Here is a 13,490-nt window from a genome sequence, read left to right as displayed (position 1 = left end):
GCTCCAGGCAGTAGGAAGTAGCCAGTAGGCAGTAGGGAAAGATCAGACTGGGGCGCCGTGCACTTTGCCCGCCACTACCCTACTCCCTACTGCCTACTGCCCACTCCCTTCAGTTCAACGAAAGCGCCGTGCGGAACTCGTTCGTGGTGTTGCGGTTGGGATAGGGCTCGGCCGGCACCGGGACGCCGAGATGGGCGCAGAGCGGTTCCCAGCCGTCGCCGAGCTTGTGGATCAAAAGGCGCCCGGCCGGCACGGTCTTCAGCACCGCTTCGACATTGGCCTCATAGGCGGCGATCGCATGTGCGCGGTCCTGCGGGCGGCCGCCGAACACCTGCTTGGTCACAAGGGCGACGCCCAACGACTCCTGATCCTGGCTATCAATGACCGCCGGCAGGATGGTCTTTGCGAAACTCTCCCACCAGCTTTCGGGCGAGCGCCAGGTGAGGATGACGCGGGCCTGGGGATAGGTTTCGATCAGCTCGCGCCAGTAATGCGCCGATGGCCAGTCGACGCAGGATTTGTAGCCGGCAAAGAGCCGGTCCCAGTCCGGCGCGGCGCCCTTGGCCAACGCCCGCCAGAGCCGCTTCTGCTCGTCGTGCGCCGTGACCTCCGACATGTGGTGGCACGGGCCGAAGCCGAGCATCGTCAGCGCCTCGCGCATCGAATCCGTGCCGGTTCGGCCGAAGCCGGTCCCTATCACCCTGAGCGACATTTTTCCCCTTCTCCCTCTGCCTCCCCGATGGGTCCGCTGCGGCGCGATCAACCTTCCTGAACCACGAGCCGCAAGCGATTGCCCTCCGGATCGGCGGTCTCGACGGCACCATTGACCTTTTTCGACGGCGCATTGGCTGCGTCGAGCCTCAGCGCCACCGCGGCAAACTCCTCCGCCGACGCGAGCTCGACCGTGAAAAGATCGAGGCCGGCCGCACCCGGCGGCGGCTCACGCAGCTCGTCGCGCGCCCAGATATTGAAGGCGATCATATGCGCGCGGCGCGCGGTGCCGCAGTCGAACATGCCAAACGTCCTGGATTGGATGTGCGGCCTGAAGCCGAGCACGCCGACATAGAATTCCATCAACGTCTCGGGCGCGCGGGCGCGCATGTGGATGTGGCCGATGAAGGCATCCGCGGCCATCCTCTGCTCGACATGGCCGGAATTGCCGAGATCGCGCAGCAGGCCCGGGACGTCCAGCGGCTCGAGCCCGGAATGCGCGCTGCCGTCGGCGGCGATCAGCGTCACGCGGCCATCGGCCGACACTTCCCGGCGCAGGAAGCGCTCCGGCGTGTCGAAGCAGATCTCGATGCCGTTGCCTGACGGGTCGGAGACGTAGAGCGATTCCGAAACCAGGTGGTCCTGGGCGCTGAATCTCAGGCCCGACGCCTTGAGGCGGGCCGCCGCATGGGCAAGGTCGCGGCGGCTCGTGACATGGATGGCGACATGGAAGAGATCGCGCGATTTCTGCGGCAGGGGCGTCTGCGCTCCGGCATGCAACACGATGAGCGTCCGGCCGCCGGCGCCGAGCTTCGCAGTGGCATCGTCCTCATTGACCAGCGCGAGCCCGAGCGTGTCGCGCCACACGGTCAAGGCGGCCGGGATGTCGGTCACTCTGAGATGGACCGGCCCGAGACGGGTGGCTTGAGACAGCAATCCTTCGTCCATCGTCGTTATCCGATTGCGGTCGGAAAGATATTAGCTCTGAACGATATTTCTGTCTTGCGCCAAGTTCGGGTTGACCCCTCCCCGGCGGGCGGCGACTATCGCAATAGGAGTGCACAGGAGGACTTTCCATGGACGAGACCGACCACTGGCGCAACATGGCGAGCGCGCCGCGGGACGGCAGCCGCATCCTGGTGACGGTGCGCTCGTCCGAGCAGGGACCGGCCGAGGTCGACATGGCCTACTGGTCGCGCGCCGACCAGTTCGGCGAAGAAGGCTGGCGGGCGTCGGACTCATCTCCGGGCCGCATCGTCGAATATGCCGAGCCGGAGCTCAGATGCTGGATGCCGCTGCCCTCGGCAGGGCGAGGGTCGATGCCGAGCCCATGGGAGGGCGAGGACGTGCCGCTGGTGGATGGCGAAGGGATTTAGCGGCGGCGGTCTCTCTCGTTGACGATTGGCGAATCGCCGAAGCTGCCAATCTCCCCCCTTGTGGGGGAGATGTCCGGCAGGACAGAGGGGGCGCCGTAGAGTATCAACGTGGGCGACATAAACCTCAGTCCCGCAGATCGACCATGCCGCACACGCCCCTGCCGCCCAGACATCGCGCCAACGCGAAATCGATGCGCCGGGTCATGACCGATGCCGAACTCAAGCTCTGGAATGAACTCCGAGCGCATCGGCTGATGGGTCTAGATTTCCGCAGGCAGTTTCCGATAGCGGGCTACATTGTCGACTTCGCCTGTCCGGAGAAGAGGTTAGTCGTCGAGGTCGATGGCTCGCAGCACGGCGACGCGGGTCTTGCCGAGGCAGATGGTTCGAGAACGAGCCGCCTGGAACAGGATGGCTGGACCGTCCTGCGTTTCTGGAACGACGACGTGATCCGCGACATCGACAATGTGTGCCAGCGCATTGTTATTAGGGCGGGATTGGCTGGTCCGATCTGAGAGGCTGGCGGAGTCGGGCTGCTCGCTAAGTCGGCGGGACAGCGCCCCCCTCTGTCCTGCCGGACATCTCCCCCACAAGGGAGGAGATTGGCAGCTTGGGCGATTTCGCCAATCACCAACGTTAAGGAGGCGCCGGCGCCTCACCCCACCGCCACCATAACCTCCCCCGCCTCCACCTTCGCCGGATACGTTTTCAAATTGATGCATGGCGGCAGGCGTTTTGCCGCTCCCGTGCGATAGTCGAAGGCGCCGGCGTGCTTTGGGCATTCGACCTCGTAGTCCATGACCAGTCCGTCGGCGATGTGCACCGCCTCATGCGTGCAGAGGCCATCAGTGCAGAACACCTCGTCATCCGGTGAGCGGAAGACGGCATAGGTCTTGCCGCCATGGTCGAAGCGGCGCGCGCCTTCCTGTTCGATGTCGTCGAGGCCGCAGGCCCTGATCCAGCCGGTCATTTTCTTCTCCTTTTGGGTGGCGAAAGTCCCCCTCGCCCGGATTGCCAACCGAATTGCGAAGGGCAATTCGGGGCAATCCGACCTCTCCCCAAGGGGAGAGGAGGTTGTCGGCGCCTGCGTCAGCCTCTTCTCCCCTTGGGGGAGAAGGTGGCCGCGCAGCGGCCGGATGAGGGGGCCTCGCCAGGCCTAGTTCTTGTCGAGATACTCCGCCGCGTTCGCCGGCGTCACCAGCTCGAAGGGCACGTAGACGACGCGGTCGACCTTCTCGCCCTTGGCGAGCGCAAGCGCCGCATCCACCCCGCCGCCGCCCTGCCCCTTGGCGTTCTGGAACACCGTCACCGAAAGTTCGCCGGCCTTCATCGCCTGCAGGCCGTCCTGCGTGGCGTCGATGCCGCCGACCACGACATTCTTCATGTCGACGCCGTTGGCCTTCAGCGCCAGGATCGCGCCGATGGCGGATTCGTCGTTGTTGGCGATGACGGCGTCGGGTGCGGCGCCCGCGGTCAGCCAGTTGGTCATCAGGTTCTGCGCATTGTCGCGCGACCGTTCCGACGACTGCTTGTCGGTGACCTTGATGAAGTTGCACATGTCGGTGGCGAAGATCTGCTCGACATCCTTGGTGCGCTGGAGCGCCGCCTGGTGCACCAGGCTGCCCATGACGATGTAGGCTGTGGCGCCGGCCGACTTGCCCTTGGCGCGCAGCATCTTGCAGACCTCGAAGGCTTCCAGCGTGCCGGACTCGACCTCGTTCGAGCCGACATAGACCTGCTTCTCCGGCAGCTTGGCCATGTCGACCGGCTCGAGATTGACGAAGACCAGCGGAATGCCGGCCTTGGCCGCTTCCTCGCTGATGGTCTTCGAAGCATTGGTGTCGACGAGGGTGACGATGATGGCGTCGACGCCCGAGGCGATGAAGTTCTTGACCTGGTCGAGCTGCTTGGCGACGTCGTTCTGGGCGTCCTCGACCTGGATGTCGGCGCCCTTCTCCTTGGCGCGGGCCTGCATGCCATGCATCAGCAGCGTCTGGAAATTGTTGTCGAAATTGACGATCGAGACGCCAAGCTTGGCGGCGAAGGCGGTTGCCGGCATCGACAGAGTCGCGGCGAATGCCGTCGACCACAGAGCGGCTAAAGCCGTCGAGATGAGAAATTTCTTCACGGGTTTCCTCCCTTTGCGGATGGGTGCCGGTTCACCCCGCTTTTGTCTCCGGCCCTTTCGGGATGGTTTAGGTGGATGGCCAAAGGCCATCTCACCAGTGGGCGGCTCAGGCCGACCCATTTGGCTGTCTGTTCGGGCGTCATTTGGCGGCGGCGTTGGCGCGCGCCTTCTTCTTCTCGTAGCGGGCCTGCATGCGCGCCTCGCCGTCCTTACTGCCGTCGTGGAAGGTGCCGAACCAGCGGTCGAAGGGGATCAGGCCATCGCCGTAGTTAACCTCGAAATATTTGTGGTGGAGGTAGTGGATGTAGGCGTGGCTATCGACTGATATGTCCTCGGTCAGCTCCACCTTGTCGAAGCCGACATGGCCGGGAATGGCGCCCAAGCCGGCATAGTGGAGCTGATAGAGCGCCAGCAGCGGGTTCGACGGGATGATCAGGTGCCAGAAGGCGACGCCGAGATAGCCGAGCTGCTCCACCGGATGCATCGACAGCGACGACCAGGGCGACGGGTTGACCGAATTGTGGTGCACCGAATGCACCCATTTGTAGAGCGGCCCCCAGTGAATCGACCGGTGCAGCAGGAAGAAATGCGTCTCGTGAATGATCGGCACCACCAGCGCCAGGCAGAACAGGTAGGCCGGATGCTCGGCGACGGTCAGCCACGGCACGTAACCGTTGGCGTAAGCGTAGAGGATCGCCACCTCGATCGCCGTCCAGATCGGCATGCCGGTGCCGAAGGTGCGCAGCAAGTTGTCGATGTTCTGGCTCTCGAAGAAGAAGGCCTTGCTCTTCTGCTCCGACGGCCATTTGCCGTTGTATTTGAAGCGATTGCCCTGGGCTCTCAAAATGTAGAGTCTAAGCTCGAAGACGCCGAAGAAGCTGAGCAGCGCCGCGCAGTTGACGATGAAGAGACGCAGGATCCAGCCGACGGAGAGCGTCTTCATCGTCTCGACGTCAGGCAGCACGAAGCGCCACCATACCACCGCCGAGAGCGCGAAAAGCACATTGTAAGGCAGGAAATAATGCGGCAGCCATTTCAGCACCGCGAGCGGACGCGGCGGAAAGACGAAGAGTGGCGCGGTGCCGGCCGGTTCGTTCGGCGCCCAGTCGCCCCGCTTGTTGCGCGTGCCGTATTGCAGGTCGTCCATGGCTGATCTCACAAAGACTGAGAGAGGGTGAGGAAGCGGTCGTAGGCGGCATCGTCCATGTCCACCTGGTGCTTCGCGTCCGGGTAGCCGCCGGCCGCGACGTCGCGGCCGAAGGCGCGAAAAGCGGCGATGCGCTTCTCCTGAAGCTCGGCCTCCAGCGTGAGGAAGTCGGCATAGCGCTTGGCGTGGCGCGGATAGTGGCCGGCATGGGTGCCAAGCACGTCGCAGGAGAACAGGTACTGCGTGTCGCAGGCGCTGCCGCAGCCCATGCCCATGGTGATCAGCGGGGTGGCGCGCGTGATGTGCTCGGCGAGCCTTACCGGCACCACCTCGACCTCGATGCAGGCGGCGCCCGCATTCTCGATGTCCTTCGCCGCGCGCAGCACCTTGAAGGCTTCTTCCGCCGTGCGGCCGATGGCGCGGAAATTCGTCCAGGTGGCGCGGTTCGGCACCAGGCCGACATGGCCGGTGACGGGAATGCCCTCGGCCGCCATCGCCTCGATGAAGCGCGGCGAATGCGACGAATAAACCGCATCGGCACCGCGCTTCATCATAGCGAAGCCCAGCCGCACTGCCTCCTCGGGCGAAGCAATCGCGCCATGCGGCATGCCGACGGAGAGGAAGGCGAAGGGTGCCGCCTGGCGAATGGCTTCGAGATTGTGATCGGGCTCGCAGGAAAGAATGACGATGTCGCAGGCCACCGCGGCGGCCGCCTCGGCCGGCGTGTCGACATGCAGCTGCAGCCATTTGCGGTTGCCCTTGGCGCTCTGCAGATCGTAGGCCGTCAGCCGTCTCGTCACCTATGTTCCTCCCCGTTTGGCGGAAAGGATGTGCTCGTGAAAAGTTCCCCTCACCCGGATTGCCAGCCGAATTGCGAAGGGCAATTCGGGGCAATCCGACCTCTCCCCGAGGGGAGAGGAGCCGGGCTGCTGCGTCGGTGCCGGCCCTCTTCTCCCCTTGGGGAGAAGGTGGCCGCGCAGCGGCCGGATGAGGGGGAGTCCTTGCAGACGCTCATCCTCCCGTTCACGGGCGAGTTAGCACCGGAATTGCAGCGAAGGCTCGCGGTTCCTTGATCAAATCAGATCAAAGGTTCTCGGCGGTGAAGGTGATGAAACGGATCGGCGGGTTGTCGACCGGCAGATCGTGCAGGTTGAGCCCTGCCAGCACCAGGTCGATGGCGCGGCGCGCCTGCGCTTCCGGCGCCTGGTCGAGCACGACGTCCATGGTGCCATCGCGCAGGCCGCGCGTGCTGCGCTCGGTGAGTTCGTGGCCGACGAAGAAGATGTCGCGACCGCGCGGATGGCGGCGCAGCACCTCGTTCAGTGCCGTGTTGGCGCCGCCGGCATTGTAGAGGCCGACAAGGTCCGGCCAGCGCACAAACGCCTCGTGCAGTTGCTCGGCATTGCGGTCGCCGTCGTCGAAACCGAAAAGGGCGGCCATGGGCTCGAAATCTCGCCCCTGCTCGATCAGGAAGTCGAAGAAGCCGCGCACGCGGTCGCGGTGGACGCGGTAGATCTGGCTGTGACAGACCGCGACCACCTTGCCCGGCCGCCTTTGCATCTTCGCCATCAGCAGCCCCGCCATGCGCCCGGCGGCGTAGTTGTCGATGCCGACATAGGTGCTCCTGGTGCCGGAAATCTGGGTGACGATCTGCACCGTCGGGATGTTTTCCGACTCGAGTTTGCGAAGCGCCGTGCTCACCAGCGGATGGTCAGGCACGGCGAGGATGAGCGCGGCGCGCCGCAGATCCGGCTCGAGGATGCGCTTGGCGATCGCCGCCGGATTGGCCTCGTCGAGGAAGGTGCGGTGGACGGCGATGCTGCGGTCGAGCGTCGCCGCAATGCGCTCGAAGGCGCGCGACAGCCTGGCGAAGAAGGTGGCGTCGGGCCTCACCAGGATCACCTCGATGCGGATGACGCCGCGATGCGCCTCCGGCAGCCGGCGCGGATAATCGAGCGAGCGCGCCGCGGCGACCACCTTCTCGACGGTCTCGGAGCGCACTCCGCCCCTGCCGTTCAGCACGCGCTCCACTGTCGCCGTGCCGACGCCGGCGCGACGCGCGATTTCGAGGAAGGTAGGCTTTGGAATGGGTGGCTCCTGGGGTGTGTCGGCGCGAGCCTAGACCTTCTCCCGTTGCAAGAGAAGGAGGCGGGGCGCTGAAGCCGCCAATCTCCGACCCGCGGGGAGATCAGCCGTTCCGTCGTCGCTGCGCAATATTAGAAAATACTAATTGACAGCCTGCCGGAAGCGGCGCTCATTCGATGCCGCAAGGATCGCAGCCAAGGCGGGCGATTTCGACCCGCCGACGTCACCTTGGGAGGTCTCAGATGCCAACGATCATCGGCCATCACGACATCAGCAAAGACGTGAACCACTGGCTTACATCGCCCAAGCGCAAGGAGCTGTTCGGCCCGCTCGGGATCACCAATATCCGCACCTTCGTCGACCCGCAGAACCCGAAACGCGTCGCGGTGATGATGGACGTTCCGGACATGGACAAGCTCGCGGCCGTGATGCAGAGCAAGGCGGCCGCCGATGCGATGGCCTATGACGGCGTGGTGCCGGACTCGCTGGTGATCCTGGTGGAGTCGAAGGGGTAGGCGAGCGCGCCCTCTCCTTCTCCCTGGTCTAGAGAAGGTCAGGCGCGTCCAAAGTTCAACGGCGGCGCAGATGCTCTTTCGACAGGCCGGCGAGACAGTATTGATACGATCGGCGTTGCCAGTGCGAGAAGCCGACGCACGTCTCCTCGCAGGTCCATGATGGGCATGGCCGTCAGCCGGTGCGCGCGCTGCTGCTCGAGATAGCACGCGGCGATTCAAGGAAGGTGGGTTTTGGAATGGGCGGGCTCCAGCGACTGACAGCGCGGAGCCTAGCGGTTCTCTCCTGTCGGAGAAGGTGGGGCCGCCGACCGGGCCGCGCGCCAAGCAGCCGATTTTAGATACTTGCAACGGAACTAAAATACCCGCAGCCGCTTTACCCGACGCCGCGTTGGACGGCCGACCCGCCAGGACCGCCGGACCGACGCGGAGCGGATGGCGATGCCGTCCGGACGGGTGGAGGCGGATTTGGCGCTTGAAAATGCGGCGCGTGCCAAAAGCGGCATTCGCCTCATGGTCATCACGGTGGCGGCGGTGCCGCTGCTGTTTCTCTTGAGCGGCCTTGCCATTCGCTATGCCGCGTTTGCCTCGGTGTCCGCGGACCCGAGCCTTGCGGCCTATGCCCGCGCGTTCTGCAAGTGGGACTGTACCTGGTATGTGGACATTTCCGAGCAGGGCTATGAGCGCTTTCCCATTCCGGGCCACACCAATATCGGGCGCTGGGGCTTCTTTCCGCTCTATCCGATGCTGGTGGCCGGGATCCGCTCCGTCTTCCCTTTCCCCACCCTCCTGATCGCGACCGTCGCGTCGCTCGCATGCGGCTACGCTTCGTGCCTGGTGGCATGGCCGCTCATGGAGAAGAACATGCGGGCCTATGCGCTCTATTGCGCATTCCTGATGAGCGGCCCGTTCTCCTTCTACTTCGCCGCCTTTCTCACCGAGCCGCTGTTCGTCCTTCTCACATCGTGTCTTTTCCTGGCGCTCAAACGCTCGAACTATCTCGCGGCGGGCATCTCCTGCGCGCTCCTCTCGGCAACGAGACCTGTCGGCGTGCTTGCCGTTTTCGCGACCGTCATTCGCATGTTCGAGGATCATCGCGCCAGGGGCGGATCGGTCATCGGCTTCCCGCGCTGGCTGCTTGGCCGGCCGGACCTCCTCGTCGCCATCCTCATCTCGCCTGGCGGCCTGTTTGCCTACATCCTCTACCTCACTGTCACGGTCGGGGACGGCTTTGCGTTCGTCCATGTCCAGCGCGCCTTCGGGCGCGTGGCGGGCGATCCGCTGCTGTTCCTGTGGGACGGGCTGTCCTATCATCCCACGAGCAGCTGGCTGCCGACGGCGCCGCAGTGGAGCGCGCTGACGGCGATCGCTGGGCTGGGGCTGTCCGTTATGCTTGCGGTTCGCAGGCAATATGGCGCGGCCCTCTTCTGCGCGATCGCCATCACCCTGCCATTGACCTCGAACCTGGCTTCGATGGTCCGCTATGTCGTCGGCCTCGCGCCGCTGTCGATGCTGGCGGCCGTGCTGCTGTCGGCCTCGAAGCCGACATTCGCGGCCGCCCTGATCTTCTTCCTCGCCACCTGCTACTTCATGACCGTGGCGTGGCTGGGGGGCCACCTTGCGCTGGCTTGAGCTGACGAGATCGACCAGGCCCGCGCAGCTGCTTTGCTGCTACGCGCTGGCGGGCGCGCTCGCGGCGGCCGAGCTCGCCGTCCTCGCTTTGGCCCTCGACCCCAAGGTCAACGACGACTACCGCGCCTACTACATCGACAAGACGACGACCTGCCTCAACCGCGACGCCGTCGGGCGTTACACGCCAGGCCGAACGGTGTCGTTCCGGCCGAATGGGGCCAGGGAGGCAATGCCAATGATGGTCTGCGGCTGGTCAGGCCCGGTTGCCGACGGCACCCATTCGCTGGGCGAGACCTCGCGCCTGCGCCTCGCCATGCCGCCGTTGCGCGACGGGCTGCTGGCGACCCTCGAAATGAACGCCGTCATTCGCCCGCCGCAACTCTCGCAAAGGATCGTCATCTCGGCGAACGGCACCGAGGTGCATCGGGTGACGCTGTCGGGCGCCGCGCCGACGACGGTGTCCTTCGTCATTCCGCAGGCAGTCCTGGCCGGCAACGACAGGCTGGAAATGGCGTTCGACTATCCCGACGGCATCGCGCAGAGCCCGGCCGCGAGCAATATCTACAATCGCGCCATCAAGCTGACATCGTTCCGGCTGGACCGGCTTTGACCCGTCTCACCGCCAAGCTGTCAAACCGGCCCGTCATCCCGGCGACCGCGTTCGGCAAAGACCCACCGGTCGAGCACGAGAAGATTGAGCGCCGGGATAACCAGGCAGGTGACGAGCACGGGAACCACGAACGGCAGCCCGAGCTTCACCGTCAACAGTATCGGGGCGGCGTAGGCCACGGCCAGACCGGTGAGCGTCAGCAAGAGGAAACGCGGCGCCTCGGCGCTATGCGATCCTGCCGACATGAAGGTGAAGAACTTGTGCGCGAGATAGGAAAACAGCGCGGCGGCGGCGTAAGCCACGAACGACGCTTCCACCGGCGCGAGGCCGATCCATCCCGCTCGGGAAAAGAACGCGGCGAGGACGGCATAGAGGATGGTGGCGATGATGCCGACGGTACCGAAGCGTGCCAGGAGCCGCAGGCCGGCGACGCGACGATGATCACGCATGGCCGGAACAGGCATATTGCGCTCCGAGCGGCAGGCCGGCGAATGCGCGCTCGAGCCTCCTGGCTAACGGCCTTGCCGATGGCAGAAGCAGGAAATGCTGGCAGCCGATGTCGCTGAAGCCCGCCTGTCTGAGCAGCGAGGCGGTTTTGCCGGCGCTGAGCAGGACCGCGTCCTTGTCGAAGGGGCACCTCAGCACCGCCATGCGGGTCAGCGGATTGTAGGGATTGTGCTCGATGATGCAGGCGAGCCCGCCTCCGCGCAGGACGCGGCGCAGCTCGCGGAAGAAATCGCGCCAGGACGCAGGCGGCACATGGTGGACAACGCAGCTCGCGAAAGCCAGGTCGAAGGTGCCGTCCTCGTAAGGCAGACGGGACGGGGTGCACGCCCTGTAGGCAACGTGCGGATTGGTGCCGCTGGCGCGCGACAGAGATTCCTTGGAGACGTCGCAGCCGTCGAGACGATCGAAGGCATCTTCGAGATAGGGATGAAGCGAACCGACACCGCAGCCGACATCGAGCGCGCGCACCTGCGCCCCGCCTTGGCGAAGGCGCTGCTCGACCGCCAGTCGCCGCAGAAGCTCGGCTTTGGCACGCAGGAAAAAGTCATGCTGAAGGCCGGAAAAGCGGATCGAGCCCTCGACCACCTCGCCATAGCTGGATTTATAACGGTCGAAGAGTTCGGACATCCGCTGTAACCCCGCTGCCGGACTTGCGGAACGATGCGCGTTTCGCGCCGGAGGCGACGCGCATCCGCCTGTCGAAGCCGCTTAGCCGATCGACCACGTAAAGCGGGCGCCGTTTGACCTCGGCATGGATGCTGCCGACGTAAAGCCCGACCACACCGGTCATGAACAGATTGATGCCGCTGAACAGCGACACGATCACCACCGTGGAGGTCCAACCGGGAATAACGCCGGTGTCGAAGATCCAGGAGAAGATGGCGTAGGCGCCAAACAGCACCGCAAGTGCGGAAATGGCCAATCCGGTCCAGAGCGCCAGCCGCAACGGCTGTTCCGAGAAGCCGATGATGCCGTGAAGCGCAAGATTCAGCATCTTCCAGAACGGGTATTTGGTCTCGCCCAGGGCGCGCGCCGGGCGCTCGAACGGCACCGCCGCCTGCTTGAAGCCCATCCAGCCGAACATGCCCCGGACGAAGCGATCGTGCTCCGGCATGCGCTTGAACGTCTCCAGCGCCTTACGGCCGACCAGGCGGAAATCGCCGACATCGCGCGGGATGTCGACCGGCGTCATCCTCTCAAGGACGCGGTAGAAAAGGCTCGCGCTGAAGCGCTTGAACCAGGATTCGCCCTCGCGCCTGACACGCTTTGCATAGACGATTTCGAAACCTTCCTTCCATTTCGCCACCAGTTCCAGAACGACCTCGGGCGGATCCTGCAGGTCGGCATCCATGACGATGACGGCCTCGCCCGCCGCCGCCTCCATGCCGGCGGTGATGGCGATCTGATGGCCGAAGTTGCGGGAAAGCTCGATCAGCCTGAAGCTCGGTTCAGCGGCGACGATGCGGCGCAGATACCTCACGCTTTTATCGCTGCTTCCGTCGTCGACGAAGATGACTTCGGTCTCTCCGTCCAACCGTGTGGTCAGTGCGCTGATCCGCTCGACCAGCCGAGGCAAGACTTCTTCCTCATTGTATATCGGCAGCACCAATGAGTAGCGTGGGGATAGCACGTTTGCCCGCGTCCGTATGCCGTGGACAGAGTCTCGCATGCCGTTGAAAATGGAAGACCCGCCACAAAGTTCCATGAGAGACGGCTAATTTAGAAATCTTTTCCTACCGGCGTGCCGCAAGCCTCGCCTTGCCGCCTCGCAGTCGGATTTACGACCCGCAAATCCGCCTCCGCAGTGCTCGACCGCGCGGATGATCGCCTCCTCCGCAGCGGCTGCGCTGCGGAGGTCGACCGGACATCCCCGCATGAGCCCCCAGGGAGATTGGACGCTGCGATGCGTCAGAACAAAAACGCCGCCGTCGCGGGGTCCGGCCCGGTGCGACCGTCGGCGGAGTCCATCCCGCGGATGGTCTGCATGTCCTCGCCGTCCAGTTCGAAATCGAAGACGTCGAAATTGCCGGCGATGCGCTCCTGATGGACCGACTTCGGGATGACGATCAATCCCTCCTGCAGATGCCAGTGGATGATGACCTGCGCCACCGACTTGCCGTGCTTCTTCGCGATGCCCTCCAGCGTCGGGTCGGCGAGCAGCCGGCCGCTGCCAAGCGGGCTCCAGCTCTCGATCTTGATGTCGTGCTTCTTGTGGAATTCGCGCTTGTCTCGCTGCTGGAAGCGTGGATGCAGCTCGATCTGGTTGACGGCGGGGGTGACGCCGGTCTCGCCGATGATGCGCTCCAGATGGTCCAGGTTGAAGTTCGACACGCCGACCGATTTGATGCGACCGGCCTGCTTCAACTCGACCAGCGTCTTCCAGGCCCCGACATATTTGTCCTGGCTGGGCACCGGCCAATGGATAAGGAAGAGGTCGATCTGGTCGATGCCGAGCTTTTGCATCGTGTCGTCGAAGGCGCGCAGCGCCGCGTCGCGCTGATGGGCGCCATTGCGCAGCTTCGAGATGATGAACAGCTCAGACCGCGGCACGCCGGCGGCGCGGATCGCCTCGCCCACGCCTTCCTCGTTGCGGTAGCCCTCGGCGGTGTCGATCAGGCGGTAACCAGCCTCGATCCCCCAGCGCACGACCCTGGCCGTGATGTCCGGATCGACCTGCCACACGCCAAGCCCGATCTGGGGAATGGTGGCGCCGTCGTTCAATGTCAGCTGTTCAGGCATGCGGATGTCCTTCTGCACGGTGTTTGCCCCGCTCTATCTAGGC

16 protein-coding genes are annotated in these 13,490 nt (G+C 64.5%); 5 read left to right on the top strand and 11 right to left on the bottom strand.

Annotated features, from left to right (window positions below):
- Positions 1-109: 109 nt before the first annotated feature.
- A complete protein-coding gene (locus RFN30_RS21305; protein WP_320264055.1) occupies positions 110-712 on the bottom strand; it encodes a sulfotransferase family protein in 603 nt (200 codons plus the stop codon).
- A 47-nt stretch (positions 713-759) separates the two neighbouring features.
- The gene (locus tag RFN30_RS21300; protein ID WP_320264054.1) at positions 760-1,659 is read right to left on the bottom strand and encodes a VOC family protein; all 900 of its coding nucleotides are present in this window, start codon (positions 1,657-1,659) and stop codon (positions 760-762) included.
- Positions 1,660-1,787: 128 nt separating this feature from the next.
- On the opposite strand from RFN30_RS21300, the gene RFN30_RS21295 reads away from it, so the two are divergent.
- Both RFN30_RS21295 and RFN30_RS21290 read left to right on the top strand, forming a co-directional pair.
- Positions 1,788-2,087: a hypothetical protein gene (locus RFN30_RS21295; protein ID WP_320264053.1), complete on the top strand. Its 300-nt coding sequence runs from the start codon at positions 1,788-1,790 to the stop codon at positions 2,085-2,087.
- A 143-nt stretch (positions 2,088-2,230) separates the two neighbouring features.
- Positions 2,231-2,602 (top strand): endonuclease domain-containing protein, encoded by a 372-nt coding sequence (locus tag RFN30_RS21290; RefSeq protein WP_320264052.1) that lies wholly within the window; start codon positions 2,231-2,233, stop codon positions 2,600-2,602.
- A 140-nt stretch (positions 2,603-2,742) separates the two neighbouring features.
- Here RFN30_RS21290 and RFN30_RS21285 read toward each other — a convergent pair whose 3' ends face one another.
- The 5 genes from RFN30_RS21285 to RFN30_RS21265 form a co-directional block, all read right to left on the bottom strand.
- The gene (locus RFN30_RS21285; protein WP_320264051.1) at positions 2,743-3,057 is read right to left on the bottom strand and encodes a MocE family 2Fe-2S type ferredoxin; all 315 of its coding nucleotides are present in this window, start codon (positions 3,055-3,057) and stop codon (positions 2,743-2,745) included.
- Positions 3,058-3,243: 186 nt separating this feature from the next.
- On the bottom strand, positions 3,244-4,215 hold the full coding sequence (locus tag RFN30_RS21280) for a substrate-binding domain-containing protein (protein WP_320264050.1): 972 nt from the start codon (positions 4,213-4,215) through the stop codon (positions 3,244-3,246).
- Positions 4,216-4,354: 139 nt separating this feature from the next.
- Positions 4,355-5,362 (bottom strand): sterol desaturase family protein, encoded by a 1,008-nt coding sequence (locus RFN30_RS21275; protein ID WP_320264049.1) that lies wholly within the window; start codon positions 5,360-5,362, stop codon positions 4,355-4,357.
- An 8-nt stretch (positions 5,363-5,370) separates the two neighbouring features.
- Positions 5,371-6,162, bottom strand: coding sequence for a 3-methyl-2-oxobutanoate hydroxymethyltransferase (locus RFN30_RS21270; RefSeq protein WP_320264048.1), 792 nt, complete (start codon positions 6,160-6,162; stop codon positions 5,371-5,373).
- Positions 6,163-6,445: 283 nt separating this feature from the next.
- The gene (locus RFN30_RS21265) at positions 6,446-7,450 is read right to left on the bottom strand and encodes a LacI family DNA-binding transcriptional regulator (protein ID WP_320264241.1); all 1,005 of its coding nucleotides are present in this window, start codon (positions 7,448-7,450) and stop codon (positions 6,446-6,448) included.
- 239 nt (positions 7,451-7,689) lie between these two features.
- Here RFN30_RS21265 and RFN30_RS21260 point away from each other — a divergent pair, with 239 nt between their 5' ends.
- From RFN30_RS21260 to RFN30_RS21250, 3 genes are all read left to right on the top strand, one after another.
- The gene (locus RFN30_RS21260; RefSeq protein WP_320264047.1) at positions 7,690-7,962 is read left to right on the top strand and encodes a hypothetical protein; all 273 of its coding nucleotides are present in this window, start codon (positions 7,690-7,692) and stop codon (positions 7,960-7,962) included.
- Between the two features lie 465 nt (positions 7,963-8,427).
- Complete coding sequence (locus RFN30_RS21255; RefSeq protein ID WP_320264046.1) at positions 8,428-9,591, top strand: putative hexosyltransferase; 1,164 nt, start codon at positions 8,428-8,430, stop codon at positions 9,589-9,591.
- A complete protein-coding gene (locus tag RFN30_RS21250; protein WP_320264045.1) occupies positions 9,578-10,201 on the top strand; it encodes a hypothetical protein in 624 nt (207 codons plus the stop codon). Before RFN30_RS21255 ends, RFN30_RS21250 begins: the two co-directional genes overlap by 14 nt.
- 20 nt (positions 10,202-10,221) lie before the next feature.
- Here RFN30_RS21250 and RFN30_RS21245 read toward each other — a convergent pair whose 3' ends face one another.
- The 4 genes from RFN30_RS21245 to RFN30_RS21230 all read right to left on the bottom strand — a co-directional run bounded on the left by RFN30_RS21245 (position 10,222) and on the right by RFN30_RS21230 (position 13,447).
- Positions 10,222-10,665, bottom strand: coding sequence for a GtrA family protein (locus RFN30_RS21245; RefSeq protein WP_320264044.1), 444 nt, complete (start codon positions 10,663-10,665; stop codon positions 10,222-10,224).
- Entirely contained in the window at positions 10,643-11,335 is a 693-nt protein-coding gene (locus RFN30_RS21240) for a class I SAM-dependent methyltransferase (protein ID WP_320264043.1), read from the bottom strand. The genes RFN30_RS21245 and RFN30_RS21240 overlap by 23 nt, the downstream gene beginning before the upstream one ends.
- Positions 11,310-12,377, bottom strand: a complete 1,068-nt coding sequence (locus tag RFN30_RS21235) for a glycosyltransferase family 2 protein (protein ID WP_320264042.1) — start codon at positions 12,375-12,377, stop codon at positions 11,310-11,312. Before RFN30_RS21235 ends, RFN30_RS21240 begins: the two co-directional genes overlap by 26 nt.
- Before the next feature lie 239 nt (positions 12,378-12,616).
- A complete protein-coding gene (locus RFN30_RS21230; RefSeq protein ID WP_320264041.1) occupies positions 12,617-13,447 on the bottom strand; it encodes an aldo/keto reductase in 831 nt (276 codons plus the stop codon).
- Between the last annotated feature and the right edge of the window lie 43 nt (positions 13,448-13,490).

Origin of the sequence: Mesorhizobium dulcispinae (assembly GCF_033977345.1) — a bacterium.
Classification (GTDB): domain Bacteria; phylum Pseudomonadota; class Alphaproteobacteria; order Rhizobiales; family Rhizobiaceae; genus Mesorhizobium; species Mesorhizobium dulcispinae.
Note: the sequence above shows the minus strand (reverse complement) of the source record. Positions and strands in the feature narration are given on the sequence as shown.

What these genes read in the sequence shown, in the direction of transcription:
- RFN30_RS21305 (WP_320264055.1), bottom strand. Translation starts at nt 712, where the DNA reads ATGTCGCTCAGGGTGATAGGGACCGGCTTCGGCCGAACCGGCACGGAT.
- RFN30_RS21300 (WP_320264054.1), bottom strand. Translation starts at nt 1,659, where the DNA reads ATGGACGAAGGATTGCTGTCTCAAGCCACCCGTCTCGGGCCGGTCCAT.
- RFN30_RS21295 (WP_320264053.1), top strand. Translation starts at nt 1,788, where the DNA reads ATGGACGAGACCGACCACTGGCGCAACATGGCGAGCGCGCCGCGGGAC.
- RFN30_RS21290 (WP_320264052.1), top strand. Translation starts at nt 2,231, where the DNA reads ATGCCGCACACGCCCCTGCCGCCCAGACATCGCGCCAACGCGAAATCG.
- RFN30_RS21285 (WP_320264051.1), bottom strand. Translation starts at nt 3,057, where the DNA reads ATGACCGGCTGGATCAGGGCCTGCGGCCTCGACGACATCGAACAGGAA.
- RFN30_RS21275 (WP_320264049.1), bottom strand. Translation starts at nt 5,362, where the DNA reads ATGGACGACCTGCAATACGGCACGCGCAACAAGCGGGGCGACTGGGCG.
- RFN30_RS21260 (WP_320264047.1), top strand. Translation starts at nt 7,690, where the DNA reads ATGCCAACGATCATCGGCCATCACGACATCAGCAAAGACGTGAACCAC.
- RFN30_RS21245 (WP_320264044.1), bottom strand. Translation starts at nt 10,665, where the DNA reads ATGCCTGTTCCGGCCATGCGTGATCATCGTCGCGTCGCCGGCCTGCGG.
- RFN30_RS21240 (WP_320264043.1), bottom strand. Translation starts at nt 11,335, where the DNA reads ATGTCCGAACTCTTCGACCGTTATAAATCCAGCTATGGCGAGGTGGTC.
- RFN30_RS21235 (WP_320264042.1), bottom strand. Translation starts at nt 12,377, where the DNA reads ATGCGAGACTCTGTCCACGGCATACGGACGCGGGCAAACGTGCTATCC.
- RFN30_RS21230 (WP_320264041.1), bottom strand. Translation starts at nt 13,447, where the DNA reads ATGCCTGAACAGCTGACATTGAACGACGGCGCCACCATTCCCCAGATC.